The 24,708-nt window shown below is 66.5% G+C and carries 20 protein-coding genes; 8 read left to right on the top strand and 12 right to left on the bottom strand.

The annotated features are described in order from the left end of the window. Positions 1–189 precede the first annotated feature (189 nt). From dcd to BBA01S_RS11705, 3 genes are all read left to right on the top strand, one after another. Positions 190–759 carry a dCTP deaminase gene (dcd, locus tag BBA01S_RS11715; protein ID WP_027816608.1) on the top strand — a complete coding sequence of 190 codons (570 nt, stop codon included), beginning with the start codon at positions 190–192 and terminating at the stop codon, positions 757–759. A 90-nt stretch (positions 760–849) separates the two neighbouring features. Continuing rightward, on the top strand, positions 850–3,129 hold the full coding sequence (locus BBA01S_RS11710; protein ID WP_027816607.1) for an arginine/lysine/ornithine decarboxylase: 2,280 nt from the start codon (positions 850–852) through the stop codon (positions 3,127–3,129). Between the two features lie 17 nt (positions 3,130–3,146). Next, positions 3,147–3,860, top strand: coding sequence for a lysozyme inhibitor LprI family protein (locus BBA01S_RS11705; RefSeq protein ID WP_027816606.1), 714 nt, complete (start codon positions 3,147–3,149; stop codon positions 3,858–3,860). 100 nt (positions 3,861–3,960) lie between these two features. On the opposite strand, the gene BBA01S_RS11700 is transcribed toward BBA01S_RS11705, so the two are convergent. The 3 genes from BBA01S_RS11700 to BBA01S_RS11690 form a co-directional block, all read right to left on the bottom strand. Next, on the bottom strand, positions 3,961–4,890 hold the full coding sequence (locus BBA01S_RS11700) for a bestrophin family protein (RefSeq protein ID WP_027816605.1): 930 nt from the start codon (positions 4,888–4,890) through the stop codon (positions 3,961–3,963). A 264-nt stretch (positions 4,891–5,154) separates the two neighbouring features. Continuing rightward, positions 5,155–6,561, bottom strand: a complete 1,407-nt coding sequence (argH, locus tag BBA01S_RS11695; protein WP_027816604.1) for an argininosuccinate lyase — start codon at positions 6,559–6,561, stop codon at positions 5,155–5,157. Between the two features lie 147 nt (positions 6,562–6,708). Beyond that, on the bottom strand, positions 6,709–7,539 hold the full coding sequence (locus BBA01S_RS11690; RefSeq protein ID WP_027816603.1) for a helix-turn-helix transcriptional regulator: 831 nt from the start codon (positions 7,537–7,539) through the stop codon (positions 6,709–6,711). 144 nt (positions 7,540–7,683) lie between these two features. Here BBA01S_RS11690 and BBA01S_RS11685 point away from each other — a divergent pair, with 144 nt between their 5' ends. Continuing rightward, positions 7,684–8,448, top strand: a complete 765-nt coding sequence (locus tag BBA01S_RS11685; RefSeq protein ID WP_027816602.1) for a class I SAM-dependent methyltransferase — start codon at positions 7,684–7,686, stop codon at positions 8,446–8,448. Between the two features lie 12 nt (positions 8,449–8,460). On the opposite strand, the gene BBA01S_RS11680 is transcribed toward BBA01S_RS11685, so the two are convergent. From BBA01S_RS11680 to ppc, 4 genes are all read right to left on the bottom strand, one after another. Beyond that, positions 8,461–9,351 carry a DUF5672 family protein gene (locus BBA01S_RS11680; RefSeq protein ID WP_027816601.1) on the bottom strand — a complete coding sequence of 297 codons (891 nt, stop codon included), beginning with the start codon at positions 9,349–9,351 and terminating at the stop codon, positions 8,461–8,463. Positions 9,352–9,472: 121 nt separating this feature from the next. Then, the gene (locus BBA01S_RS11675) at positions 9,473–9,853 is read right to left on the bottom strand and encodes a type II toxin-antitoxin system VapC family toxin (protein WP_027816600.1); all 381 of its coding nucleotides are present in this window, start codon (positions 9,851–9,853) and stop codon (positions 9,473–9,475) included. Next, positions 9,850–10,056, bottom strand: coding sequence for a type II toxin-antitoxin system VapB family antitoxin (locus tag BBA01S_RS11670; protein ID WP_027816599.1), 207 nt, complete (start codon positions 10,054–10,056; stop codon positions 9,850–9,852). The genes BBA01S_RS11675 and BBA01S_RS11670 overlap by 4 nt, the downstream gene beginning before the upstream one ends. A gap of 130 nt (positions 10,057–10,186) precedes the next feature. Next, entirely contained in the window at positions 10,187–13,309 is a 3,123-nt protein-coding gene (gene ppc, locus BBA01S_RS11665; RefSeq protein WP_027816598.1) for a phosphoenolpyruvate carboxylase, read from the bottom strand. A 516-nt stretch (positions 13,310–13,825) separates the two neighbouring features. On the opposite strand from ppc, the gene hemC reads away from it, so the two are divergent. The 3 genes from hemC to BBA01S_RS11650 are packed head-to-tail and all read left to right on the top strand — an operon-like array spanning position 13,826 to position 18,339. After that, positions 13,826–14,890, top strand: a complete 1,065-nt coding sequence (gene hemC / locus BBA01S_RS40930) for a hydroxymethylbilane synthase (RefSeq protein ID WP_042296846.1) — start codon at positions 13,826–13,828, stop codon at positions 14,888–14,890. Beyond that, on the top strand, positions 14,887–17,136 hold the full coding sequence (gene hemDX, locus BBA01S_RS11655; RefSeq protein ID WP_084162076.1) for a fused uroporphyrinogen-III synthase HemD/membrane protein HemX: 2,250 nt from the start codon (positions 14,887–14,889) through the stop codon (positions 17,134–17,136). Before hemC ends, hemDX begins: the two co-directional genes overlap by 4 nt. A 3-nt stretch (positions 17,137–17,139) precedes the next feature. Then, entirely contained in the window at positions 17,140–18,339 is a 1,200-nt protein-coding gene (locus BBA01S_RS11650; RefSeq protein ID WP_027816596.1) for a heme biosynthesis protein HemY, read from the top strand. Positions 18,340–18,421: 82 nt separating this feature from the next. Here the strand turns inward: BBA01S_RS11650 and BBA01S_RS11645 are convergent, their stop codons facing one another. The 3 genes from BBA01S_RS11645 to BBA01S_RS11635 form a co-directional block, all read right to left on the bottom strand. Beyond that, entirely contained in the window at positions 18,422–19,741 is a 1,320-nt protein-coding gene (locus tag BBA01S_RS11645; RefSeq protein WP_027816595.1) for an MFS transporter, read from the bottom strand. Positions 19,742–19,900: 159 nt separating this feature from the next. Next, entirely contained in the window at positions 19,901–20,659 is a 759-nt protein-coding gene (locus tag BBA01S_RS11640; RefSeq protein WP_027816594.1) for an SDR family oxidoreductase, read from the bottom strand. Positions 20,660–20,708: 49 nt separating this feature from the next. Next, positions 20,709–22,148 carry an aldehyde dehydrogenase family protein gene (locus tag BBA01S_RS11635; RefSeq protein WP_027816593.1) on the bottom strand — a complete coding sequence of 480 codons (1,440 nt, stop codon included), beginning with the start codon at positions 22,146–22,148 and terminating at the stop codon, positions 20,709–20,711. Positions 22,149–22,452: 304 nt separating this feature from the next. Between BBA01S_RS11635 and ppa the strand changes: the two genes are divergently transcribed. Continuing rightward, positions 22,453–22,980, top strand: a complete 528-nt coding sequence (gene ppa, locus BBA01S_RS11630) for an inorganic diphosphatase (protein WP_027816592.1) — start codon at positions 22,453–22,455, stop codon at positions 22,978–22,980. Positions 22,981–23,047: 67 nt separating this feature from the next. On the opposite strand, the gene BBA01S_RS11625 is transcribed toward ppa, so the two are convergent. Together BBA01S_RS11625 and BBA01S_RS11620 are read right to left on the bottom strand one after the other, a co-directional pair. Then, entirely contained in the window at positions 23,048–23,398 is a 351-nt protein-coding gene (locus tag BBA01S_RS11625) for a GIY-YIG nuclease family protein (protein WP_027816591.1), read from the bottom strand. A 2-nt stretch (positions 23,399–23,400) separates the two neighbouring features. After that, on the bottom strand, positions 23,401–24,573 hold the full coding sequence (locus BBA01S_RS11620; protein WP_027816590.1) for a GNAT family N-acetyltransferase: 1,173 nt from the start codon (positions 24,571–24,573) through the stop codon (positions 23,401–23,403). Positions 24,574–24,708: the final 135 nt, after the last annotated feature.

Here is a 24,708-nt window from a genome sequence, read left to right as displayed (position 1 = left end):
AACGTGGCCGAAAGCCACGCTAACGCGTCATGGAATCGCATTCGAAGCGCACTTCCAGGCAGACCGACTCACATCGCGTAAAATAGTCGCCTTTCGCAAGGCAACGCCCCGGCCCACGGGCTGCTGGCGGGCTTCGCGAACATTTTTCTTTTTCGTTCCCCGTTTTTTTACTGGACCGCAGCGAGCAACATGGCAATCAAATCCGACAAGTGGATCCGGCGCATGGCCGAAGAGCAGAACATGATCGAGCCGTTCGCGCGCGACCAGGTCCGCATGTCGGAAGATGGCCGCAAGATCGTGAGCTACGGCACGTCCAGCTACGGCTACGACATCCGCTGCGCCGACGAATTCAAGATCTTCACGAACATCAACTCGACCATCGTCGATCCGAAGAACTTCGACGAAAAGTCGTTCGTGGACTTCAAGGGCGACGTCTGCATCATTCCGCCCAATTCGTTCGCCCTCGCGCGCACGGTCGAGTATTTCCGCATCCCGCGCAGCGTCCTGACGGTGTGTCTGGGCAAGTCCACCTATGCGCGCTGCGGCATCATCGTGAACGTCACGCCGTTCGAACCCGAGTGGGAAGGCTACGTGACGCTCGAATTCTCGAATACGACACCTTTGCCTGCCAAAATCTACGCGAACGAAGGCGTAGCCCAGGTCCTCTTCTTCGAGAGCGACGAGGTCTGCGAAGTGTCTTACGCGGATCGCGGCGGCAAGTATCAAGGCCAGCACGGCGTCACGCTGCCGAAGACCTGACGTTCGAGCGCACTTAACCCACTGGTTACACGACATACGGGGGCCGCTGCGCGTTACATGCAGCGGTCGTTTCTTTTGGAGAATCGCCCCATGAAGTTTCGTTTTCCCGTCGTCATCATCGACGAAGACTTTCGCTCCGAGAACATCTCGGGTTCCGGCATCCGGGCACTGGCCGAAGCCATCGAGAAAGAGGGCGCGGAAGTCCTCGGGCTGACGAGCTACGGCGACCTGACGTCGTTCGCGCAGCAGTCGAGCCGCGCCGCGTGTTTCATCCTGTCGATCGACGACGATGAGCTGCTGCCCTACGTGGAAGGCGCGGACGGCGAAGCGCCGGAGCACGCGCCCGCGATCGTCGCGCTGCGCGCGTTCATGGAAGCGGTGCGCAAGCGCAACGCCGACATCCCCATCTTCCTGTACGGCGAAACGCGCACCTCGCGCCACCTGCCCAACGACATCCTGCGCGAGCTGCACGGCTTCATCCACATGTTCGAGGACACGCCGGAGTTCGTGGCGCGCCACGTCATCCGTGAAGCGAAGGTGTACCTCGACGCGCTGTCGCCGCCGTTCTTCAAGGAACTCGTCAAGTACGCCGACGAAGGTTCGTACTCGTGGCATTGCCCGGGTCACTCGGGCGGCGTCGCGTTCCTGAAGAACCCGCTGGGCCAGATGTTCCACCAGTTCTTCGGCGAGAACATGCTGCGCGCCGACGTCTGCAACGCCGTGGAAGAACTCGGCCAGCTGCTCGATCACACCGGCCCGGTCGCGGCGTCGGAGCGCAACGCCGCGCGCATTTTCAGCGCCGACCACGTGTTCTTCGTGACCAACGGCACGTCCACGTCGAACAAGATCGTCTGGCACGCCACGGTTGCGCCGGGCGACATCGTGCTGGTCGACCGCAACTGCCACAAGTCGATCCTGCACGCGATCACGATGACGGGCGCGATTCCCGTGTTCCTCACGCCGACGCGCAACAACTTCGGCATCATCGGCCCGATCCCGCGCGACGAGTTCAAGCCGGAAAACATCCGCAAGAAGATCGAGGCGAACCCGTTCGCCCGTGAAGCGCTCGCGAAGAACCCGAACGTCAAGCCGCGCATCCTGACGATCACGCAGAGCACCTACGACGGCGTGGTCTACAACGTCGAGATGATCAAGGATCTGCTCGGCGACATGCTCGACACGCTGCACTTCGACGAAGCCTGGCTGCCGCACGCCGAGTTCCACGAGTTCTACCAGGACATGCACGCGATCGGCGCGGGCCGTCCGCGCACCAAGGCGCTCGTGTTCGCGACGCACTCGACGCACAAGCTGCTCGCCGGCATTTCGCAGGCTTCGCAGATCGTCGTGCAGGACTCCGAAGACAGCGCCTTCGACCGCCATCGTTTCAACGAGGCGTACCTGATGCACACGTCCACGAGCCCGCAATACGCGATCATCGCGTCGTGCGACGTGGCCGCCGCGATGATGGAAGCGCCGGGCGGCCCGGCGCTGGTGGAAGAGTCGATCGCCGAAGCGCTCGACTTCCGCCGCGCCATGCGCAAGGTCGACGCCGAATACGGCGACGACTGGTTCTTCCAGGTCTGGGGCCCGGATGATCTGGCCGAAGAAGGCATCGGTTCGCGCGAGGACTGGATCCTGCGCCCGAACGACCACTGGCACGGTTTCGGCAATCTCGCCGAAGGCTTCAACATGCTCGACCCGATCAAGGCGACCATCGTCACGCCGGGTCTGGACGTGGACGGCGAGTTCGGCGAGACCGGCATTCCGGCCGCAATCGTCACGAAGTACCTGGCCGAGCACGGCATCATCGTCGAGAAGACCGGCCTGTATTCGTTCTTCATCATGTTCACGATCGGCATCACGAAGGGCCGCTGGAACTCGATGGTGACCGAGCTGCAGCAGTTCAAGGACGACTACGACAACAACCAGCCGCTATGGCGCGTGCTGCCCGAGTTCGTCGCGCAGCATCCGATGTACGAGCGCGTGGGCCTGCGCGACCTGTGCCAGCAGATCCACAGCGTCTACCGCGCCAACGACATCGCGCGCCTGACGACCGAGATGTACCTGTCGACGATGGAACCGGCGATGAAGCCGTCCGACGCGTTCGCCAAGCTTGCGCACCGCGAGATCGATCGCGTGGCCATCGACGAACTCGAAGGCCGCGTCACGTCGATCCTGCTCACGCCTTACCCGCCGGGCATTCCGCTGCTGATTCCGGGCGAGCGCTTCAACAAGACGATCGTGAACTACCTCAAGTTCGCGCGCGAATTCAACGAGCGCTTCCCGGGCTTCCACACCGACATCCACGGACTCGTGGGCGAGACCATCAACGGCCGCATCGAGTACTTCGTGGATTGCGTGCGCGCCTGAACGCGGAGGCAGGCGGCATGACGGTGCAGGTTTTGCGAGGATCCGTGCGGGCGTTTGCGGCCGCTGCGCTGCTGGCGGCGCAGTGCCTCGTCACGCCGCTCGTGCCGTCCGCGCACGCCGAAGTCTCGGCGGCCGATCCGATCGACGCGGGCATGCGTGCGTGTCTTGCGCGCGCGGATCGGTCGTCGACGCCGGGGCAGGTGCAGTGCATGGACGATGCGCGCACGGCCTGGCGCGCGGCCGCCGACGCCGCGCTCGCGCAGTTGTTGTCGAAGGTGCCACCCGCGCAGCAGCGTCGCTGGCGCACGAGCCAGCAGAAGTGGGTGGCCTGGCGCGACGCCGAGGACACGATGCTCGGTGCTGCGTTCGCGACGTCCAGCGGCTCGTCGTACCAGCTTTACGAAGCCGATATGCGCCTGCAACCGGTGCGCGACCGCGCGCTCGCGCTGCGCGGCGAGCTGGCGACGGCGACGGGCAAGCCGGTGCGCGCACGCCCCTGTAGCGCCGACGCGCGCTGCGAGCACGTGAGCTACGACCTCGACCGCTACTACCGTCAGCTCTACGCACGTATGCCGAAACATGCGCGGCCTTCGGTGGCGCGTGCGCAGGCCGCGTGGCGCGGGTATCGCGATGCGACTACGCCGCTCGTCGATGAACATGCGCGGCTTGACCTGCTGGGTGCGCGTCTCGCGACGCTCAAGCGCCTGTCGGAGACGGTCAATAACCGCTAGTCACTGTTATCCGCTGCTGCGAAACCCCCATGAAAAACAGGCGTGAATCTCTGCGATTCACGCCTGTTTTGTTTTGCGCTTCAGATGGCCGGGCCGCGCCTCAATCGATGACGAAATCCTCGGGCATGTGCACGGGCAGCGTCGTCGGATCGCCGAGCAGGTCGTGCAATGCGGCCTCGATATAGGTGGACATCGCGCTCAAGGCGAGGTCGTTGTCCTCGGTGCCGAACGGATCTTCGATCTGCGAGGCGATCGCTTCGTGCGCCATGAAGGCATACGCGACGAACACCGCGAATATCGGCGTGAGCGCGCCGATGCTGTCCACCAGGCCGAACGGCAGCAGTGCGCAGAAGAAGTAGACCGTGCGGTGGATCATCACCGTGTAGGCGAACGGCAGCGGCGTCGTGGCGATGCGCTCGCAACCGCCGATCACATCGGAAAGGCCGTTCAGGTTGCGCTCGAACGCGAGCACCGCGTAGCCGTCGATGCGGCCTTCGCGCGTCTCGTTGCGCACCCATTCGGAGGCGCACAGCAGCAAGGTCATGGGCCGGAACCGCGAGGCCATCACGCGCGCGAGCAGGGCAGGCGGCAGGATCCGTTCGAGATCGGTTTGCGGGTCGGTGTGGCGCAGTTGATGGCGCAGGGCGTGCGGCAGGGCGCCAAGCACGGTGACGAGTTCGCGCGCCCGCGTGACGGCGTCGTTGCGCTCGCCTGCGTGCGGCAGCGTCAGCGCCTCGCGCGTGAGCGAGCGCGTTTCGTTGAGCAGTTGCCCCCACAGCTTGCGGCCTTCCCAGTAGCGGTCGTAGCTGGCGTTGTTGCGAAAGCCGAGAAAAACCGCGAGCGCAATGCCGATCAGTGAAAACGGCACGGTGCTCAGGTTCACCGTCACGCGCAGGATGTGATCGTGCGCCGCAACGGCAACGAACGACAGGCACAGCACGATAAAGAGGCGCGGCAGCAGTTGCGGCAGCACGGAGCCGCGCCACGCCAGCAGCATGCGGAACCATTGGAGGTGAGGGCGGACGATCATGTGTGCGTGCAGAGGGTTTGCAAGGGGCACGTCGGTGCGCGACGGGCAACCCTTTAACAATACGATGACAGAGTCGGCTTCTGCAAAAGATGATAGTCGCCTGGCCCCGTGCGGCGGGCACACACTTCGCACAATTTGGGGCGGGTACAGCGGGCAGGTAGATCGTGCGGATACAGCGCGCCTCGCGACGCGCGGATAAAAAAACGGGGCGCGCGACGATGAAACGTCGCGCGCCCCGTTTCGGGATGCAGCTTGCCGGTTGGCTTACTTCAGCGCAGCACGCGCGGCCGCCACTGCTGCACGAACCTGCTCCGGTGCGGTGCCGCCCGGATGGTTACGCGCGGACACCGAGCCTTCGAGCGTCAGCACTTCGAATACGTCGTCGGCGAGCAGGTGCGCGACTGCGGGCAGTTCGCTGCGCATTTCGTCGAGCGTGAGGTCGGCCAGGTCGCAGTTGCGGTCTACGCAGATACGCACGGCGTGCGCCACGGCTTCGTGTGCGTCGCGGAACGGCAGGCCCTTCTTCACGAGGTAGTCGGCCAGGTCGGTGGCCGTCGAGAAGCCTTGCAGGGCGGCTGCGCGCATCGCATCGGCCTTGACCGTGATGCCCGCGACCATTTCCGCGAAGATGCGCAGCGTGTCCGCGACCGTATCGACGGTATCGAACAGCGGCTCCTTGTCTTCCTGGTTGTCCTTGTTGTACGCGAGCGGCTGGCCCTTCATCAGCGTGAGCAGGCCCATCAGGTGGCCGTTCACGCGGCCAGTCTTGCCGCGTGCGAGTTCCGGCACGTCCGGGTTCTTCTTCTGCGGCATGATCGACGAGCCGGTGCAGAAGCGGTCGGCGATGTCGATGAAGCCCACGCGCGGGCTCATCCACAGCACCAGTTCTTCCGAGAAGCGCGACACGTGCGTCATGACGAGCGCCGCCGCTGCCGTGAATTCGATCGCGAAGTCGCGGTCGGACACGGCGTCGAGCGAGTTCGCGCAGATGCCGTCGAAGCCCAGCGTCTTCGCCACGGCGTGACGGTCGATCGGGTAGCTCGTGCCCGCGAGTGCGGCCGCGCCCAGCGGCAGGCGGTTCACGCGCTTGCGGCAGTCGACCATGCGCTCGGCGTCGCGCGAGAACATTTCCACGTAGGCGAGCAGGTGATGGCCGAAGGTGACCGGCTGCGCCACTTGCAGGTGGGTGAAGCCGGGCATGATCGTGCCCGAGTGCTGTTCAGCCAGGTCAAGCAGCGCGCCGCGCAGGTCGCCCAGCAGGCCGCCGATACGGTCGATTTCGCCGCGCAGCCACAGGCGGATGTCGGTCGCGACCTGGTCGTTGCGCGAGCGGCCCGTGTGCAGGCGCTTGCCCGCGTCGCCGATCAGCGCGGTCAGGCGCGCTTCGATGTTCAGGTGCACGTCTTCGAGGTCGAGCTTCCACTCGAACTCGCCGCGCTCGATCTCGCCCTTGATTTGCGCCATGCCTTTCTCAATCGCGGCGAGGTCGTCGGCGGAGATGATCTTCTGCGCAGCCAGCATCGACGCGTGCGCGAGCGAGCCCTCGATATCGACGAGGCCGAGGCGCTTGTCGAAGAAGACCGACGACGTATAGCGTTTGACCAGCTCCGACATGGGCTCGGAGAAGCGAGCCGACCAGGCTTCGCCTTTTTTGTGCAGTTGGGACGTCATGGTGATGGGGCGTGAACGAGCGGTGAAAAAGCGTGCCGCGCGACAGGGCGCTCAAGCGAACGCAAAAGCGCCGCGCGCAGCGGGAAAGTTATCGATTTTACCATTGGCGCGCGCCGCTTCCCGGGGCAGCCGGCGCGGCGCGCGTGCTCAGAGCCGCACCAGGACGACCAGCTTGAGGTCTTCGCGGTGCGCGGGCTTGAGCGTGATCTGGTCGTAGGCGACGCGGCCTTGGCGAGGATGGTTGAACTCGCGCCGTCCGCCCTCGCGCTCGAACACGTCCTGCGAGGCCCAGTAGCGCGCGAATTCGTCGCTCGTGGCCAGCAGCGAATCGATCAGCGCGCGCGTGGGCGCGTCGTTCAGGTGGCGGATCGAATCGGCGCGGAACTCGGCGGCGAGGCGGCGCGCACGCGTTTCCCAGTCGACGATCAGCTCGCGCCCGAGCGGCTGCGTGAAGGTGAAACGCAGCAGATTGCGGTCGTGCTCGCCGTCGAGCCAGCCCGTGAACAGATCGGCGGCGTGGGCGTTCCACGCGAGCGCGTTCCACTGGCGATCGAGCACATAGGCCGGAGCGTCTACCAGCTGCACGGTTTGCAGCAGCGTTTCGGGCGCGGCGCCCGCGCCGGGGGTGTCGGGTTCGGCGGGATCGCGCTGGGCAGCCAGTTCGAACAGATAGGCGCGTTCGGCGCGCGACAGGCGCAGCGCGACGGCGATGCGCGCGAGTGCGTCCGCCGACGCCGACACCTGGCGGCCCTGCTCGATCCACGTGTACCAGGTGGGGCTCACGCCGCACAGCTGCGCGACTTCCTCGCGGCGCAGGCCGGGGGTGCGGCGGCGCGGGCCGGGCGGCAGGCCGACTTCCTCGGGCGAGAGCCGCTCGCGATGGGCGCGGATGAATTCGCCAAGCGCGCGCGCGGGCGTGGCGTCGAGAGTCTTGTTGGCGCTGGCGTCGTGCGACGGCGCGGGGGTATCGGTGCTCATGTCACGGGGGAGGTGCTGTTGATACCAGAATAAATGCTTAACTTGTACTGGTACAGATGGGGCTCTATTGTAGCGGCAGATGGGGCGCACATCCTCCCCGATTGCCCCCAATCGCCCCCGATCCCCCGCAAACAGGAGCATGCGATGAAGCATCACGATCAGGTCGCCGACGCCTTCGGCTCGACCGCCGCCGCCTATCTCACGAGCCAGGTCCATGCGAGTGGCGCCGACCTGGACAACCTCGCCGCCACCTTCGCGGCGACTTGCGGCAACGCGACGGTGCTGGACATGGGCTGCGGCGCCGGTCACGCGAGCTTTGCGGTTGCGCCGCATGTGCGCGAAGTGGTGGCGTACGACATCGCGCCGCAGATGCTCGCGACCGTCGAAGCCGCCGCGCAAGAGCGTGGCTTGAGCAGCGTACGCACCCAGCAGGGCGCCGCCGAGACGCTGCCGTTCGAGGACGCCCGCTTCAACTGGGCGATCAGCCGCATGAGCGCGCACCACTGGCGCGACGTGCCGCGCGCGCTCGCTGAAGTGCATCGCGTGCTCAAGCCGGGCGGGCGCCTCAAGTTCATCGATATCGCGGGTATCGACGATCCGCTGTTCGACACGTATATCCAGGCCGTGGAAGTGCTGCGCGACGCCTCGCACATCCGCGACTATCGCGCCGACGAGTGGGTCGCGATGTTCGATCGCGCGGGCTTCGACGTGACGGTGAGCGAGCGCTGGCGTATCGATATCGACTTCGATACGTGGGTGGCGCGCATGCGCACGCCGCCGGAGCGCGTGGCGGCGATCCGCTCGATGTGGACGAGCGCGCCCGACGAGGTGAAGCAGTACTTCGCGGTGAAGGCCGACGGCTCGTTCAAGCTCGATGCGTTGATGATCGAGGGCGTGCGGCGCGACTGAAAACGCGTTGCATCAGTCCGGCGCGGCATCGGGTGCGAAGGCCACCTGGTAGCCGCGCTCCAGCAGCACGTTGACGATCTGGGCCTCGCCGAACGTCTGCATTGCCGCTTGCTGCGTGATCGCGTAGCTCACCGTGGGCGGATCGAGATGCGTCAGCGCGCGCATGCGGCTATGCAGGCCGAACACCGAGCGCAGGTTCATCCCCGCATGCAGCGGCCCCGCATGTTCGAGCGCGAAGCGCCGCGCTACGTCGGGCGGTGCGAAGCGCAGGCCCACGGCTTCGAGCGCATCGCGCAGCAGCACGCTCAGCTGTACGTCCTCGTTGAACGTGTCGCCCAGCCAGTGCATGCGCAAAGGCGTGCCGTCAATGAAGTCCGGCGGCGCGATTGCCACGCGAATCTGCGGATTGTCGATCAGGGCGCGCATCATGCGGCGGCTGCGCAGGCTGAAGCCGCCGTTGTACACCGGCATGATCCGGTCATCGTGCGCGTGCGGCCCGGCGCACCAGCGAAAACCGTCGAGCCACTGCTGGCCGTGCGGGCCATCGATGCGCGCGAGGTGCGTTGGCGCGCCGATGTAGTCGTATTGAAGAAACCCGGCGTCCCAATTCTCGGGGCCCAGAACCCAGCCGTCGTCCTGCACCACGAGCGCGAATGCTGTCTCCACGACCCGCCAGAGCGCGAACAGCATGAAGAGGCTGTATTCGTGATAGTTCATCGGCGCGATGGCGCGATGTTCGATATGCGGCGGCAGTCCATCGGGCCGCACCGGCGAGCACAGCAGCGCACGGGCGCCGGGCAGGGCGCGCTGGCTCATGACCAGGGCGCGCGCGGCGCCATGCGCGTCGGCGACGCCGGTGACGGCGACCAGCGTGACGGACTCAAGGTTCGGATCGGCGGGCATGGCGCTGAAGGCAGAGCGGCGGGGCGCTCATGGTAACCATGCGCAGGCGCTGGGGAAGTCGCGAGGCCGCGTCGCCGTGATTTAGGTCATGGCGAGCGGGATGTCGCTCGATACGACGGGTTCAATGCATGGGCGAGGCGTACGCCACGTCGAAGCGTCCGGCGAGCGCAAAGAGCCGCTTATCGAGCGTCCAAAGTTGCGAGCCCGGCGTGATCAACACAGAGCCCAGCAACATTAGGTCGATAAGGCCGCAACCCAATCCGTATAGCTTTTCCCGGTCGATGAAGGCGACGACCTCTTGCAGGCTGATCTGATTGGCAGCTTGCAGGAGGCCTATGTCGCTGAGCGTGCGCTCGCGCGGCGCGGGCGGAGTGCCGCACGCCAGTTCCGCGACGACGAGCGGGTGACTCAGTGCGCGATCCCACGCCATGAGTTCAACCAGCGTCGCGTTGCAGTGCCGGAAGTGATCAACCCATACCGATGAATCGACGAGCACGTTCATGGTGTGTGCGGCTCGTCGCGTCGACGCGGGATATCCGCCATCTCAGGCAGGCTGCCGCCTAACGCGGCGAGCCGCTTGGCCGCCTGAACCCGCACGAAGGTCTTGATGGCTTCGCGAAAGAGATCGGACTTGTCCATGCCAGGGTCGGCCATTTCCAGCGCCTTCTCATAGAGCGCGTCGTCCAGCGTAACGGTCGTTCGCATGATGTCCTCCGTGATTCACTATTTGATGCGATTTTGCATCAAAATCAACCATCTCGTTATTGCCCCAAAACAAAAAAGCCCCGCGGATCGACACTCCGCGAGGCTTTTCGCTCAATCAGAACAACAACGCTCAACCCGTATTGCGCAACCCCGCCGCAATCCCGTTGATCGTCAGGTGAATCCCGCGCCGCACGCGCGGGCTCGGGTCGCCGGCGCGGTAGCGCTTGATCAGCTCGACCTGCAAGTGATTGAGCGGATCGAGGTACGGGAAGCGGTTCTTGATCGAGCGCGCGAGCAGCGGGTTATCGGCCAGACGCCCGCTCGAACCCGTGATCTCGTCGAGCACCTTCGTCGTGCGTTCCCACTCGGCGACGATGCGCTCGAACACGTGCTTGCGTAGCTTCTTGTCGGCGACGAGTTGCGCATAGCGCGACGCCACTGCGAGATCGGTCTTCGCGAGCGTCATGTCCATGTTGGAGAGCAGGTTCGAGAAGAACGGCCAGCTCTTGTACATCTTCTTGAACATCGCCAGGCGGCGCGTGCGTTCGGCGTCGCTACCGGCCTCGTCGAGATACGTCGACACCGCGCTGCCGAAGCCGTACCAGCCCGTCAGCAGCAAGCGGCATTGGCCCCACGAGAAGCCCCACGGAATTGCGCGCAGGTCGTCGATCTTGCGGTTCTTCGGATCCTGCAGCTTGCGCGAGGCCGGGCGGCTGCCGATGTTGAGTTCGGCGATTTCCGTGATCGGCGTCGAGGCGAAGAAGTAGTCGGTGAAGCCCGGCGTCTCGTAGACGAGCGAACGGTACGCGGCCATTGCATCGTCGGAGAGCTTTTGCATCGCTTCTTCGAACGCGGGCAGTTGATCCGGCGCGTTGCTGCCCGCGTGCTTGCCCATCGGCAGCAGCGTGGCTTCGAGCGTCGCGGCGATCACCGTTTCCAGGTTGCGGCGGCCGATCTCCGGATTGCCGAACTTTGACGCGATCACTTCGCCCTGTTCGGTCAGGCGGATCTGGCCTTCGACCGTGCCCGGCGGCTGCGAGAGGATGGCGTTGTAGGTCGGGCCGCCTCCGCGACCGACCGTGCCCCCACGGCCATGGAACAGGCGCAGCGTGATGCCGCGCTGCTTGTAGAGCGCGACGAGCGCGAGTTCGGCGCGGTACAGCTCCCAGTTCGAGGTGAGGAAGCCGCCGTCCTTGTTGCTGTCCGAATAGCCGAGCATGATTTCCTGCTCGTTGCCCCAGTGCTCGACGATGCCGTCGATGCCCGGCAGCGCGAGCAGGTCGCGCATGATGCCCGAGGCGTGGCGCAAGTCGGGAATGGTCTCGAACAGCGGAATCACCATCAGCGCGGCCTTCGCGGGATCGTCCGCGTGGCCAAGGCGACCGCTCAGCAAGCCGGTTTCCTTTTGCAGCAGCATCACTTCCAGCAGGTCGGAAACCGTTTCGGTGTGCGAGATGATGTAGTTGCGCACCGCGCGCGCGCCGAACTTGTCGCGCGTCACGCGCGCCATTTCGAGCACGCCCAGCTCGCTCTTCACGAGATCGGAATAGTCGAGATACGGCGAGCGCAGCGTGCGCGGATCGGCCAGTTGCGCGATCAGCAGGCTTTGCTTGGCTTCTTCGGAGAGTGCGGCGTAATCGGCTTCGACGCCCGCGCGCGCGAGCAGCTCAGCGATCACGGCTTCGTGAATGTCCGAGCTTTGGCGCAGGTCGATCGACGCCAGGTGGAAGCCGAACACTTCGACCGCGCGCAGCAGCGGCGCAAGACGCGGCGTGGCGAGCGAGGCGCCGTGATGCTCGGCGAGCGAATCCATCAGGATGCGCAGGTCGCGCGAGAACTCGGCGGCATCGGCGTACGGCTGCGCACGCACGGGCGCGGCGTTGCGGCCCGCGCTGCGCACGGCCACCACGCCTTCGCCCAGACGCACGCGGGCGCTGGCCGCAAGACGCGTGTAGACGCCGATCAGCGCACGGCGATACGGCTCGTCGACGCGATGCGGCGACTGGTCGGGCGAGGCGTCGGCCAGCGCTTTCAGTTCGTCGCTCGCGCCCGCGAGCAGGTCGGATACGGACAGTTCCGCGCCCAGCTTGTGCACTTCGTCCAGGTAGTGCTGGAGGATCACCTGCGCCTGGCGCTCGCTGGCATCTTCGAGCGTGGCCGCCGTGACGTTCGGATTGCCGTCGCGGTCGCCGCCGATCCAGCTGCCCATCTGCAGGAAGGCGGGCAGGCGTGCGGCGAGACCATGTTCCTTGAGCTGCGTTTCGATCTCGCCGTACAGCGCGGGAATCTCGCTCAGGAAGGTCGTGTGGTAGTACGACAGCGCGTTCTCGATTTCATCGCCGACGGTCAGGCGCGAGTCGCGCAGCATGCGCGTCTGCCACAGCGAGGTCACGCGCGCGCGCAGCAATGCTTCGTTCTGCTCAAGTTCGCGGTGCGTGAGCGGCTGGTCGCGTTCGGCGAGCAGGCGGGCGACGTCGTGCTGCGAATCGAGCGTGCTCTTGCGCTGCACTTCCGTGGGGTGCGCGGTGAGCACGGGCACGATCAGCGCATCGTTGAAAAACTGCTGGAGCACGGGCGTTGCCGCTGCGCCGGCCTGGGCGAGGCGTTCGAGCGAATGCGCGATGGTGCCCGCCTGCGGCGCCGAGCCGGCCAGGTCGTGGATGCGGCGGCGACGGTTGCGATGGCGGTCTTCGGCGATGTTCGCGAGATGCGAGAAATAGCTGAAGGCGCGCACGACGCTCACGGTCTGCTCGGGCGAGAGCGCGCGAAGCTGCTTCTCCAGCGCGAGCGCCGCGGTGTTGTCGTCTTCGCGGCGAAAGCGCACCGCGGTCTGGCGGATCGTTTCCACCACGTCGAACACGGCGTCGCCTTCCTGTTCGCGCAGCACGTCGCCGAGCAGGCGGCCCAGGTAACGGATGTCTTCGAACAGCGGCTGGTCTTTGTCGTCGCGCGCGCGGCCATTGCGCGCGGTGCTGGCGGGCTTCGCAGGCTTGAGCGCCTTCGGCTCCTTCACGGCCTTCGCAGGCTTGGCGGCCTTGGCGGCTTTTTCGGCCTTCACCGCCCTGGACGCCTTCGCGGCCTTCGGCGCGCTGGCCGACTCGGCCGCGCTGCGCGTGGTGCTCTGCGTCGTGGCTTGCGCTGTCTTCGTGGTCTTCGTGCCTGTGGATTTTTCCGCCTGCGCGTCGGCGGCGGAAGTTGCGTTCTGCGATGCGTTGTTGCGGCGCTCTGCGCGCGCCGATCCGGAAGACTTCACGATGTTTTCCTTAAGACTAGCCAGCAATTGCCCTCTTGGGCCTCATTCGGGCGCGTACGTCCCAACTCAGGCCCACGGGGATGGACAGATTTTTTGTTTGGGGACTGCCAACTGCATGGCCGCGGCTGGAACCGCGACTCAGGTACTACTTCGGGTGCAACCTGGAGCGCAAAACGCGCGGGGTGATGCTGAAGACCAATCAAGCGACAGCGCAGGAGCAGGCCTGGCTGGGCAGCGTCGCCGTGCCGGCTGTGCACGCACGCCGGGCCGGCGAACGGAAAGGGAGAGAATGGAGCAACGCGCGCGTCATGGCAATGCCATGCAGGCGTCGTGCGCGCGAATTACGCGCATATGGCACGACTCATGTATGAGCCTGGTCTCTTCCTTGCCGCCGCACGCGCCTTGTGGCTTTTCGCCGCCCAAACCCGCCTTGCGGGCAAGCGGAAAAAGGGGCGCGTGCTAACATTGCCTGTTATCCGATTCTGTTTTTCGAACCCGTCATTCGATGTGCTTGCCATGAATTCCGAGACGTTATCCGCGCCTGATCCGTCCACACCGCCAGCCACACCGCGCACGCTGGTCATTGCTTCGCGCGAGAGCCGCCTTGCGATGTGGCAGGCCGAACATGTTCAAGCTGCGCTGCACAAATTATATCCATCCTGCGACGTGAAGATCGTCGGAATGACGACCCGTGGCGATCAAATTCTCGATCGCACGCTGTCGAAAGTCGGCGGTAAGGGTCTGTTCGTCAAGGAACTGGAGCAGGCGCTGGCCGACGGGCATGCCGATCTCGCCGTCCACTCGCTCAAGGACGTGCCGATGGAGCTGCCCGAGGGCTTCGCGCTCACGGCCATCATGGAGCGCGAGGATCCGCGCGATGCCTTCGTTTCCAACGACTACGACTCGCTCGCGGCGCTGCCGCCGGGCGCCGTGGTCGGCACGTCCAGCCTGCGCCGCGAGTCGATGATCCGCGCGCGCTATCCGCATCTCGACGTGAAGCCGCTGCGCGGCAACCTCGACACGCGCCTGTCCAAGCTCGACCGCGGCGACTACGCGGCGATCATCCTGGCGGCGGCGGGCCTCAAGCGCCTGGGGCTGGGCTCGCGCATCCGCGCGCTGCTCTCGCCCGAGGACAGCCTGCCGGCAGCGGGGCAGGGCGCGCTTGGCATCGAGATCCGCGCCGACCGCGCCGATGTCGCCGCATGGCTCGCGCCGCTGCACCACGACGCCACCGCAAGGGCCGTCGAGGCCGAACGCATGGTGTCGCGCGCACTGGGCGGCAGCTGCTCGGTGCCGCTCGCGGCCTACGCGCAGTGGCAGGACGGCAAGCTCGCGCTGCGTGGCACCATCGCCACGCCCAACGCGAGCCAGGTGCTGGCCGCCGAGGAAGCCGCCGCGCCCGCCACGGTAGAGGAAGCCATCGCACTGGGCCGCAAGGTCGCCGACGACCTGATCGCACAAGGCGCGCTGGAGATCGTGCGTGCGCTTGCCGAAGCCGGCCCCGCCGAGCAGCACGTGCCGAATCTGGCGCCCTCGACGCGCGCTTCAGGCAACCCCGAAAGCGGTGCGGGCGGACGATGACGAGCCCCTGGCAGCCGCGCCGCGACGGCACGCCCGGTTCGGCCCAGCCCGATGAGTGGGGCGGCCCGGCCGACGGCGCGAGCGCTGCCGAGGCAACGCCGTCGGCGCACCACGCCGCCGAGCCGTTCACGGTCGTGATCACCCGTCCGGCCGGTCAGTCGGACGCGCTTGCCGCGCAGCTCGCCGCACGCGGCCTCAAGCCGCTCGATTTCCCGCTCATCGCCATCGCCCCCGTGCGCGACGACGCGCCGTTGCGCGAAGCGCTCGGCGCGCTCGAACGTTATGCGCTCGTGGTGTTCGTTTCGCCCAACGCCATCGACCGCGCGTTCGAGTGCTACCAGTCGCTCCCGTTGAGTTCGTCGATCTGGCCGCATGCGCTGCCCATCGGCGTGGTCGGCCCGGCCAGCGTCGCCGCGCTCGCGCGCCACGGCGTCAAGGCGCCCGACCATCGCGTCATCAGCCCCGCAGGCGCGGCCGACGAAGAACCCGCGCGCTTCGACTCCGAATCGCTGTACGCCGCGCTCGAAACCACGCTGGGCGAGAACGCCTTTGCCGGCAAACGCGTGCTGATCGTGCGCGGCGACGGCGGGCGCGAATGGCTCGCCGACCGCCTGCGCGAAGCCGGCGCCGAAGTCGAGGCCGTCGCCGCCTATCGCCGCATCGTCCCGGAGCCGCCGATCGGTGCGTGGGCGTCGGTGCATGCGCTGCTCGAAGGCGCGCCGCACGCCTGGCTCGTGACCAGCTCCGAGGGCGTGCGCAACCTCGACGAACTCGCGCGCGAACACCTCACGGCGGGAGAAATCGTCGAGCTGCGCCACGCGCACCTGGTCGCGCCGCACCCACGGATCGCGGAGACGGCGCGCTCATTGGGTTTTGATAGGATGACGGTGTCCGGCGCGGGCGACGAGCGCATCGTCGAAACGCTCGTTGGGCTCGCCGGGCTCGCATCGTCCCAGTCGGCCGCCTCGATTTCCGCAGAGGGTTCTTCAGCCGCGCAGTCCGCGGCTCAACCGGTTCAGAACATCCCGGCCTCGCCGCCGGTACAACCACGCATGACTGATCAGAACGATTCCAGCCACGTTCCCCATTCAGGCGCCACGTCCGCTTCGTCGTCCGCCGTGACGCAGAGCGCCGCGGCTTCGTCTTCGTCCTCCACGTCGTCCCAGAACACCGCGCGCCCCGCATCGGCGTATGCGTCGGCGCCGCCGCCCTCCAGCGCCAACGCGCGCCGCAGCGGCGCAGGCTCCGCGATCCTCTGGCTCGTGGTGGTGCTGGTCGCCGCAGGTGCGGGCGCGGGCGGTTATGCGCTCAACCGCAAGCTCGACCGCATGGATGCGGCGCTCGCGCAGCGCCAGCAGGCCGCCGACCAGCAGACTTCCGCACTGCGCGCTCGCGCCGACCAGGCCGTGACGAGCGCGCAGCAGATCGACAAGCAGATGGCGCAGCTCGAAGGCAAGATCGCCGACGCGCAGACCTCGCAACAGGCGCTCGCGCAGCAATACGCCGATCTTGCCAAGAACCGCGACGACTGGACGCTCGCCGAAGTCGGCCAGATGCTCTCCAGCGCCAGCGAACAACTGCAGCTGACCGGCAACACGCAGCTCGCGCTCTTCGCGCTGCAAAGCGCGGACACGCGCCTCGCCGCTTTGGACAGTCCGCAGGCGCTTGCGGTGCGCAAGGCCATCGCCCAGGACACCGACAAGCTCAAGGCCGCGCCGTCCACCGATCTCGCGGGCATGGCGATCAAGCTCGACACGGCGCTCGCCGCCATCGACAAGCTGCCGCTCGCAGGCGAAGCGCTCGTCGCGCACACGAAGCCCGAAGCGGCCACGCCCACGGACGTCGACAAGGTCGCCGCCGCGACCGGCGCGCCGCGCTGGAAGGCCTGGCTCGACACCTTCGTCAGCGGGATCGGCCAGCAGATCGCCAGCCTCGTGCAGGTGCGCCGCATCGATAACGCCGATGCGATGCTCGCCTCGCCCGATCAAGGCTATTTCGTGCGCGAAAACGTGAAGCTGCGCCTGCTGTCGGCGCGCCTTTCGCTGCTCTCGCGCAACGAGCCGACGCTCAAGTCCGATCTCGCCGCCGCCGACGCCGCGCTCGCGAAGTACTTCGACAGCGCGTCGAAGGAAACGCAGAACGTGCGCGACCTGCTCAAGCAGGTGGATGCGGGCTCGGCAGCGGTCGCGCTGCCCACGCTCGACGAAAGCCTGAAGGCCGTCCAGCAATACAAGAGCCGGGGGTAAGACATGGCGATCCGTGGACTCCTCTGGCTCGCGCTCCTCTTCGCAGTGGCGGTTGCGCTCGCCACCGTCGGGCGCTTCGACGCGGGGCAGGTGCTGCTCGTCTATCCGCCGTATCGCGTCGATGTTTCGCTGAACCTGTTCGTGGTCGGCATCGTCGTGGCGTTCCTGCTGCTCTACGCGATCCTGCGCTTCGTGCGCAACGTCGTGACCATGCCGCGCCGCGTGGCCGCGTATCGTGCGCGCGCTCGCAAGGAAAAGGCGAACTCCGCGCTGCGCGATGCGGTGGGCAATCTCTACGCAGGGCGTTTCTCGCGTGCCGAAAAAGCCGCGCGCGATTCGCTCGCTGATGAGAAGAACAAGGGCGCGGCGGGGCTGATCGCCGCGAACGCCGCGCATCGTCTGCACGAGTACGCGCGCCGCGACGACTGGCTTACCCAGGTCGAAGATCCTGAGCTCCAGGAAGCGCGCCTGATGGCCACTGCCGACATGCGCGCCGATGGCCGCGACGCCGACGGCGCGCTTGCCGCGCTCACCGAAATGCGCAGCCAGGGCGGCCGCCGCATCCACGCGCAGCAGATCGCGCTGCGCGCGCAGCAGCAGCTCAAGAACTGGAGCGAAGTGCTCAAGCTCGTCAAGACGCTGGAAAAGCGCGAGGCGCTGCATCCGGCCGTGGCGGTTCGCCTGCGTCAGCTGGCGGCGGAAAACCTGCTGCGCGACCGTCGCCACAATGCCGATGCGCTGCTCGAACTGTGGCACGCGCTGACGCCGGTCGAGCGTCATTCGCCGCGTCTGGCCGATTGCGCCGCCGAACTGCTGATCGCGCTGGAACGCCAGAGCGACGCGCGCAAGATTGTCGAGGAAGCGCTCGCGCAAAATTGGGACGCGCGTTTGCTGCGCCGCTATCCGGATACCGCCGGCAGCGACGCGCTGCCGCTGATCCAGAAGGCCGAAGCGTGGCGCAAGGAGCGTCCGGAGGACGGCGACCTGCTGTTCGCGCTGGGCCGTCTGTGCCTGAAGCAGCAGCTCTGGGGCAAGGCGCAATCGTTCCTCGAAGCCGCGCTCAAGTCGGCCAACGTGGTGCACAACGAACCGCTCAAGATCCGCTCGCATCGCGCGCTCGCGCGTCTGCACGAGGAACTGGGCGACGCAGGCAAGGCCGCGACGCACTATCGCGAAAGCGCACTGGCGATGAACGTCGTTTGATGAAGCGCTCGTCGATGCCGTGATGAAAAAAGGCCGCTGAAAAGCGGCCTTTTTCTTTGCGCGGGCGCGAGGCCCATGCCGCTCAGCGATTCACCAGTTTCGCCGGCGCGCACAGCGCAAGCAGTCCGCCCACGATCATGCACGCCGCGAGCAGATACATGCCCGAGTCGTTGGCCGAGGTCGCCTGCTTGAGCCAGCCCACGGCATAGGGGCTCAGAAAGCCCGCCAGGTTGCCGATCGAATTGATGAGCGCGATGCCCGCCGCCGCGCCGGTGCCCGCGAGCCAGGCGGTCGGCAGGCTCCAGAACAGCGGCAAGGTCGTGAGGATGCCGAAGGTCGCGAGCGTGAGCGCCGCCATCGCCAGCACCGTGTCGTGCGCCCACGCGACCGACAGCACGAGGCCAAGCGCGCCCGCCGCCGCCGGAATCGCGATATGCCAGCGCCGCTCGCGCAGACGGTCGGCGCTGCGGGCGACCAGCACCATGCCGACGACCGCTGCTGCAAATGGAATCGCCGACAGCAGCCCGATCGCGAGTGGATCCTTCACGCCCGTCGCCTTGATGATGGTCGGCAGCCAGAAGCTCACGCCGTACAGCCCCATCACGAACGAGAAGTAGGTGAGGCTCATCAGCAGCACGCGCGGGCTCGTGAGCACGGTGCGCAGGGGCAGGTCTTCCTTGGTGGCGTCCTCGGCGGCGATATTGCGTTCGAGCAGCGCGCGCTCCTCGGGCGTGAGCCATTTGGCCTTGCCGATGCGGTCGTCCAGCACGAAAAACACCAGCACGCCGACCAGCACCGACGGCAGCCCTTCGAGCAGGAACAGCCACTGCCAGCCCGCCCAGCCGTGCGCGCCGTCAAAGGACTTGAGGATCCAGCCCGACACTGGCCCGCCGATCACGCCCGACAGCGCGATGGCCGTCATGAACCACGTCGTCATGCGGCCGCGCCGATGGGCCGGATACCAGTACGTCAGGTAAAGAATGATGCCAGGAAAGAAGCCCGCTTCGCACAGGCCGAGCAGGAAGCGCATCACGTAGAACATCGTCGGCGTGGTGACGAACATCGTGAAGATCGAGACGAGGCCCCACGTCACCATGATGCGGGCGATCCACACGCGCGCGCCGACGCGATGCAGGATCACATTGCTTGGCACTTCGAACAGAAAATAGCCGATGAAGAAAATGCCTGCGCCGAAGCCGTAGACCGCATCGGAGAGATTGAGCGCCGCGCTCATCTGCAACTTCGCGAAGCCGACGTTCACGCGGTCGAGATACGCGACCACATAGCAGAGCATGAGAAGCGGGATCAGGCGCCACGCGACCTTGCGGTAGGTGGCTTCCTCGAAGGCTGGCAGGGGTGCGCCCGCGCCCGCGTGCGGCAGGTGATTCGCTGGACTGGCCATGGTGTCTCCGTGCGGGCCGCTGGCGCGGCCGGCTTGTATTGCCGCCTTGTTATGGCGGCTATTCGTGGACAAAGCACGACCATTCTATACGCGCCGCCAGGGCCGGGCGGCGCGGGAAAACACCGATGCGTCAAGGACTTAGGGCAACCCTGCCGATGGCTAGACGCAGCGCCCGCCATCCACCTCGATACACGTGCCGGTGATGAACGCGGCTTCGTCGGAGGCCAGATAGAGGCAGGCATTGGCCACATCTTGCGGCGTGGAAAAACGCCCGAGCGGAATCGTCGCGATAAAGCGCTGGCGGTTCTCGGGCGTATCGGGCACGCCCATGAACTCGGCGGTCAGGCCCGTGTCGCCGATCACCGGATTCACGCAGTTCACGCGAATGCGGTCGGGGCCCAGTTCGGCGGCAAGCGCCTTGCTGGCGACGATCATCGCGCCCTTGCTGCCGTTGTACCAGACGAGTCCGGGGCGCGGCCGGATGCCGGCCGTCGAGGCGATGTTGACGAACGCGCCGCCGCCGCGCTCGCGAAAGTGCGGCACGAACGCGCGCACGCTCCAGTAGAGGCCTTTCACGTTGACGGCGTAGACGCGGTCGAATTCGGCTTCGCTCACGTCCATCACCGGCTTGTTGCGATGCGTCGTGCCCGCGTTGTTGACGACGATTTCCACGCTGCCGAAGTCGTCGACGGCGGCATCGCGCAGCGCGTGCCAGTCGGCCTCGCGCGTGATGTCGCCTTGTACGGCGATGGCCTTGCCGCCCGCGAGTGCGATTTCGCTTGCGACGCGTTGCGCCGCTTCAGCGTTGAGATCGTTGATGACGACGTTCGCGCCCTCGCGCGCGAAGGTTTTGGCGATGCCTTCGCCGAAGCCCGAGCCGGCGCCCGTGACCACGGCTGTCTTGCCTTTGAGTCGCATGGTGTCTCCGTTGTTGTGATGTCGGATGAAACGTGCGTGAACGGCGTGCCTAGCCGTGGCGGATCGCAATGGTCTTCAGCACGGTGAAACCGTAGAGCGCTTCGAAGCCTTTTTCGCGGCCGTGGCCCGACTGGCGCGTGCCGCCGAACGGCAACTCGACGCCGCCGCCCGCGCCATAGTTGTTGACGAACACCTGGCCTGCACGCACGCGCCGTGCGATGCGCAACTGGCGTGCTCCGTCGCGCGTCCACACGCCCGCGACCAGCCCGTAAGGCGTGCCGTTGGCGAGCGCAAGCGCCTGTGCTTCATCGTCGAATGGCATAGCGGCGAGCACCGGCCCGAACACTTCCTCCTGCGCGAGACGGCTGTGCGGCGGGACATCGCGCAGCAGAGCCGGGGTTTCGTAGAAACCGCCGTCGGGTGCGCTGGCGTCGAGCTTGCCGCGCGCGGCCACGGCGATGCGCTCGCGCTGCGCCTCGTCGAGGAAGTCGCGCACGCGCCGCCGCTGCTTCTCGCTGATGAGCGGGCCACAGTCGAGATCGGCGCTCGCGGGCCCGACGCGCAACGCGTCGAACGCCGCCGCGAGCCGTTCGAGCAGCGGCTCGTAGGCGCTGCGCTCGATCAGCACGCGGCTGCCCGCCGAGCAGGTCTGCCCGGCGTTCTGCACGATCGCGGCGACCAGCACGGGCAGCGCCGCATCGAAATCGGCATCGGCGAAGACGATTTGCGGCGACTTGCCGCCCAGCTCCAGCGTGACCGGAACGTGATGCTCAGCGGCCATCTGCGCGACGAGCTTGCCCGTGAGCGGCGAGCCAGTGAAGGAAATGTGGTCGATGCCGGGATGGGCGGCGAGCGCCGCGCCCGCCTCATGGCCCAGGCCCGTCACGATGTTGAGCGCACCCGGCGGCAAGCCTGCCTCGCGCGCGAGCGCGGCGACGTGCAGCAGCGAGACGCAGGCGTCCTCGGCGGGCTTCACCACGCAGGCGTTGCCCGTCGCGAGCGCCGCGCCGACGCTGCGCCCGAAAATCTGCATCGGATAGTTCCACGGCACGATGTGGCCCGTGACGCCGTGCGGCTCGCGGATCGTGAGCACGGTGTAGCCGGTCTGGTACGGCAGGGTCTCGCCGTGCAGCTTGTCGGCGGCGCCCGCGTAGAACTCGAAGTAGCGCGCGAGCGCGGCGGCGTCGGCGCGCGCCTGCTTGAGCGGCTTGCCGGTGTCCTGCGCTTCTAGCTGCGCGAGGATTTCCTTGTCGCGCGTCACGAGGCCCGCGAGCGCGAACAGCAGGCGGCCGCGCTCCGCCGGGGACAGGGCGCCCCATGGGCCTTCGTAGGCGCGGCGCGCGGCCTGGACGGCGGTGTCGATGTCGGCGGCGTTGCCGCGCGCCAGCTGGGCGAAAGGTTGGCCGGTGGAGGGATCGAGGGCGGGGAGGGTCTCGCCGCTGGCGGGCGGGCACCACTCGCCGCCGATGAAATGCTTCGCTGCTTCCATGCATGCGCCTCGCTAGGTGGGGAGGGAAACGCTGGACGGGAAAGAAGGAAAGCCAGACAAAAACGCAGACAGCGGCTTCATTATCGCGCCATTCGCGGCGCGGCCGGGCCGGAATTCAGGAGCCGCTTCATTGTGGCAGTGGCGCAACCGGCAGCCCCACTAGGGATCGCCCTGGCCGATTGGCTATAATGGCCGACAACCTCCAACGTCCGGTTTCGCGCCGGCGCGCCGTGCCGGGTCTGCCTCGCGCGCGCCGCTGTGCCGTGTAACCGTCGCTTTTTTCCCTTTTCAACAGAGAGCGCTCATGAGCTTCGCAAACGTGCCCGCCGGCAAGGATCTGCCGCAAGACTTCAACGTCATCATCGAGATTCCGGCGCAAAGCGACCCGGTCAAGTACGAAGCCGATAAGGAAATGGGCGTGCTCGTCGTCGACCGTTTCGTCGGCACCGGCATGCGCTACCCGGTCAACTACGGTTTCATCCCGCAGACGCTGTCGGGCGACGGCGACCCCGTCGACGTGCTCGTGATCACGCCGTTCCCGCTGCTGGCAGGTTCGGTCGTGCGCTCGCGCGCGCTGGGCATGCTGCAGATGACCGACGAGTCGGGCGTCGACGCCAAGCTGATCGCCGTGCCGCACGACAAGGTTTGCCCGATGACGGCCAACATCAAGTCGCTGGACGACGTGCCCGAGTACCTGAAAGACCAGATCAAGCACTTCTTCGAGCAATACAAGGCGCTCGAAAAGGGCAAGTGGGTCAAGGTCGACGGCTGGGCAGGCATCGAAGCCGCTCACAAGGAAATCACGGAAGGCGTCGCTAACGCGAAGAAGTGAGCGCTCGCGCTTATCCGCGTTTTTCGCCGATAAAAAACCGCACGCGCCGAAAGGCCGTGCGGTTTTTTTATGCGCGTGCGGATCCGGATTGGGGTTCGGCGCTTTCGGCGGGTTCGTTGGCTTCGTCGATTTCTGGTGGGGCAGGCGGCGGTGGCAGAACCGAATCCAGCGCCCGCTCGCCCGCCGCAAGCGCGCGCTTTTCAGCGGGACGCAGCCGCTTGACCCAGTATTCGGCGCTCGATGCGCTGGAGCGGTTGGCGAATTCGAACTGCGCGAGCACCTGCACCGGCTTGCGCGCGCGCGTGTAGCGCGCGCCCGTGCCGTTCGCGTGCTGCTCGAAACGCGCTTGAACGTCGATGGCGATGCCCGTATACACGCTGCCGTCGGCGCATTCGAGCAGATAGAGGAACCACGGCATGATCAGCTTCGAAAGGGATTGTGCTCGTTCAACTCGTGCACATAAGCGTGGATCTGGTTGGTCTCGCTTTCCAGGAAGCGCGCGACCGCGTCCGAGAACGCCGGATGCGCGAGCCAGTGCGCCGAGCGCGTGACCGTCGGCATGAAGCCGCGCGCCATCTTGTGCTCGCCCTGCGCGCCGCCTTCGAACACGGCGAGCTTTTCCTCGATGCAGAATTCCAGGGGCTGATAGTACGCGGTCTCGAAGTGCAGGCAGGGCACATGTTCGAGTGCGCCCCAGTAGCGGCCGTAAAGCGTGCCGCCCGTGCCGTCGGCGTCACGCTGATAGACCACGAGCGAGCTGGCGATCGGCTTGCCTTCGTATTCGGCGATCACGAGCAGCAGGTTCTCCGGCATGCTCGCGCCGATCATGCGGAAAAAGTCGAGATTCAGGTACGGCGACGAGAAATGCTCGCGGTACGTCTGCCGGTAGCAGCGGCTGAAAAAGCGCCAGTCCTCGTCGCGAATGTCCTCGCCGCGAATGCGCCGGAGCGTCACGCCCGCGTCGCGCACCTTGCGGCGCTCGGCGCGAATGTTCTTGCGCTTCTTCTGTTCGAGCGTCGACAGAAACTCGTCGAAGTCGCGATAGCCGTCGTTGAGCCAGTGAAACTGCACGCCTTCGCGCTGCATCATGCCCAGGGCGGTCAGCGCCGATGCGTCTTCTTCGGTCGGAAACAGCACGTGCAACGACGACACGTCGGTCTGCTCCGCGAACGCAACCAGCGTGGCGGCCAGGTGGCGGCGCGCGGTTTCGTCGGCGGCGATCAGGCGCGTGCCCTGAACCGGCGTGAACGGCACCGCGCACAGCAGCTTCGGGTAGTACTCCAGGCCGTTACGCTTGTAGGCGTCGGCCCAGGCCCAGTCGAACACGTACTCGCCGTACGAGTGGCCCTTGAGGTAGACCGGCGCGGCGGCGGCGAGCTTGCCCGTGCGCGCATCGGTCAGCGTGACGAACTGCGGCGCCCAGCCCGCGTCGGGCGTGGCGCAGCGCGTGGCGTCGAGTGCCGCGAGAAATTCATGGCGCAGGAACGGCGTCGGCTGCGCCTGGCGCGCGAGCAGGGCGTTCCATTCGGCGGCGTCGAGCTCGGACGGTGAGCCGATAATGCCCGTGCGATAATCGAAATGTTCCTTGTCCAACTGGTGTGCCCGTGCTTGCCTGATGTGGCCTGGGGGTTTTGCCTGCTGTTCCCAGGCTTTGCGGATCGCGCGCCGCACGTCGATCGAAGCGGTTTTCGACCTTCGCGGCGCTGCGGCAAGCGGTCATGGTAAAGC

The sequence above is a fragment of the Paraburkholderia bannensis NBRC 103871 genome (assembly GCF_000685015.1).
Classification (GTDB): domain Bacteria; phylum Pseudomonadota; class Gammaproteobacteria; order Burkholderiales; family Burkholderiaceae; genus Paraburkholderia; species Paraburkholderia bannensis.
This window is presented reverse-complemented; position numbering and strand designations above follow the sequence as displayed.

What these genes read in the sequence shown, in the direction of transcription:
- dcd (WP_027816608.1), top strand. Translation starts at nt 190, where the DNA reads ATGGCAATCAAATCCGACAAGTGGATCCGGCGCATGGCCGAAGAGCAG.
- BBA01S_RS11710 (WP_027816607.1), top strand. Translation starts at nt 850, where the DNA reads ATGAAGTTTCGTTTTCCCGTCGTCATCATCGACGAAGACTTTCGCTCC.
- BBA01S_RS11705 (WP_027816606.1), top strand. Translation starts at nt 3,147, where the DNA reads ATGACGGTGCAGGTTTTGCGAGGATCCGTGCGGGCGTTTGCGGCCGCT.
- BBA01S_RS11700 (WP_027816605.1), bottom strand. Translation starts at nt 4,890, where the DNA reads ATGATCGTCCGCCCTCACCTCCAATGGTTCCGCATGCTGCTGGCGTGG.
- argH (WP_027816604.1), bottom strand. Translation starts at nt 6,561, where the DNA reads ATGACGTCCCAACTGCACAAAAAAGGCGAAGCCTGGTCGGCTCGCTTC.
- BBA01S_RS11690 (WP_027816603.1), bottom strand. Translation starts at nt 7,539, where the DNA reads ATGAGCACCGATACCCCCGCGCCGTCGCACGACGCCAGCGCCAACAAG.
- BBA01S_RS11685 (WP_027816602.1), top strand. Translation starts at nt 7,684, where the DNA reads ATGAAGCATCACGATCAGGTCGCCGACGCCTTCGGCTCGACCGCCGCC.
- BBA01S_RS11680 (WP_027816601.1), bottom strand. Translation starts at nt 9,351, where the DNA reads ATGCCCGCCGATCCGAACCTTGAGTCCGTCACGCTGGTCGCCGTCACC.
- BBA01S_RS11675 (WP_027816600.1), bottom strand. Translation starts at nt 9,853, where the DNA reads ATGAACGTGCTCGTCGATTCATCGGTATGGGTTGATCACTTCCGGCAC.
- BBA01S_RS11670 (WP_027816599.1), bottom strand. Translation starts at nt 10,056, where the DNA reads ATGCGAACGACCGTTACGCTGGACGACGCGCTCTATGAGAAGGCGCTG.
- hemC (WP_042296846.1), top strand. Translation starts at nt 13,826, where the DNA reads ATGAATTCCGAGACGTTATCCGCGCCTGATCCGTCCACACCGCCAGCC.
- hemDX (WP_084162076.1), top strand. Translation starts at nt 14,887, where the DNA reads ATGACGAGCCCCTGGCAGCCGCGCCGCGACGGCACGCCCGGTTCGGCC.
- BBA01S_RS11650 (WP_027816596.1), top strand. Translation starts at nt 17,140, where the DNA reads ATGGCGATCCGTGGACTCCTCTGGCTCGCGCTCCTCTTCGCAGTGGCG.
- BBA01S_RS11645 (WP_027816595.1), bottom strand. Translation starts at nt 19,741, where the DNA reads ATGGCCAGTCCAGCGAATCACCTGCCGCACGCGGGCGCGGGCGCACCC.
- BBA01S_RS11640 (WP_027816594.1), bottom strand. Translation starts at nt 20,659, where the DNA reads ATGCGACTCAAAGGCAAGACAGCCGTGGTCACGGGCGCCGGCTCGGGC.
- BBA01S_RS11635 (WP_027816593.1), bottom strand. Translation starts at nt 22,148, where the DNA reads ATGGAAGCAGCGAAGCATTTCATCGGCGGCGAGTGGTGCCCGCCCGCC.
- ppa (WP_027816592.1), top strand. Translation starts at nt 22,453, where the DNA reads ATGAGCTTCGCAAACGTGCCCGCCGGCAAGGATCTGCCGCAAGACTTC.
- BBA01S_RS11625 (WP_027816591.1), bottom strand. Translation starts at nt 23,398, where the DNA reads ATGCCGTGGTTCCTCTATCTGCTCGAATGCGCCGACGGCAGCGTGTAT.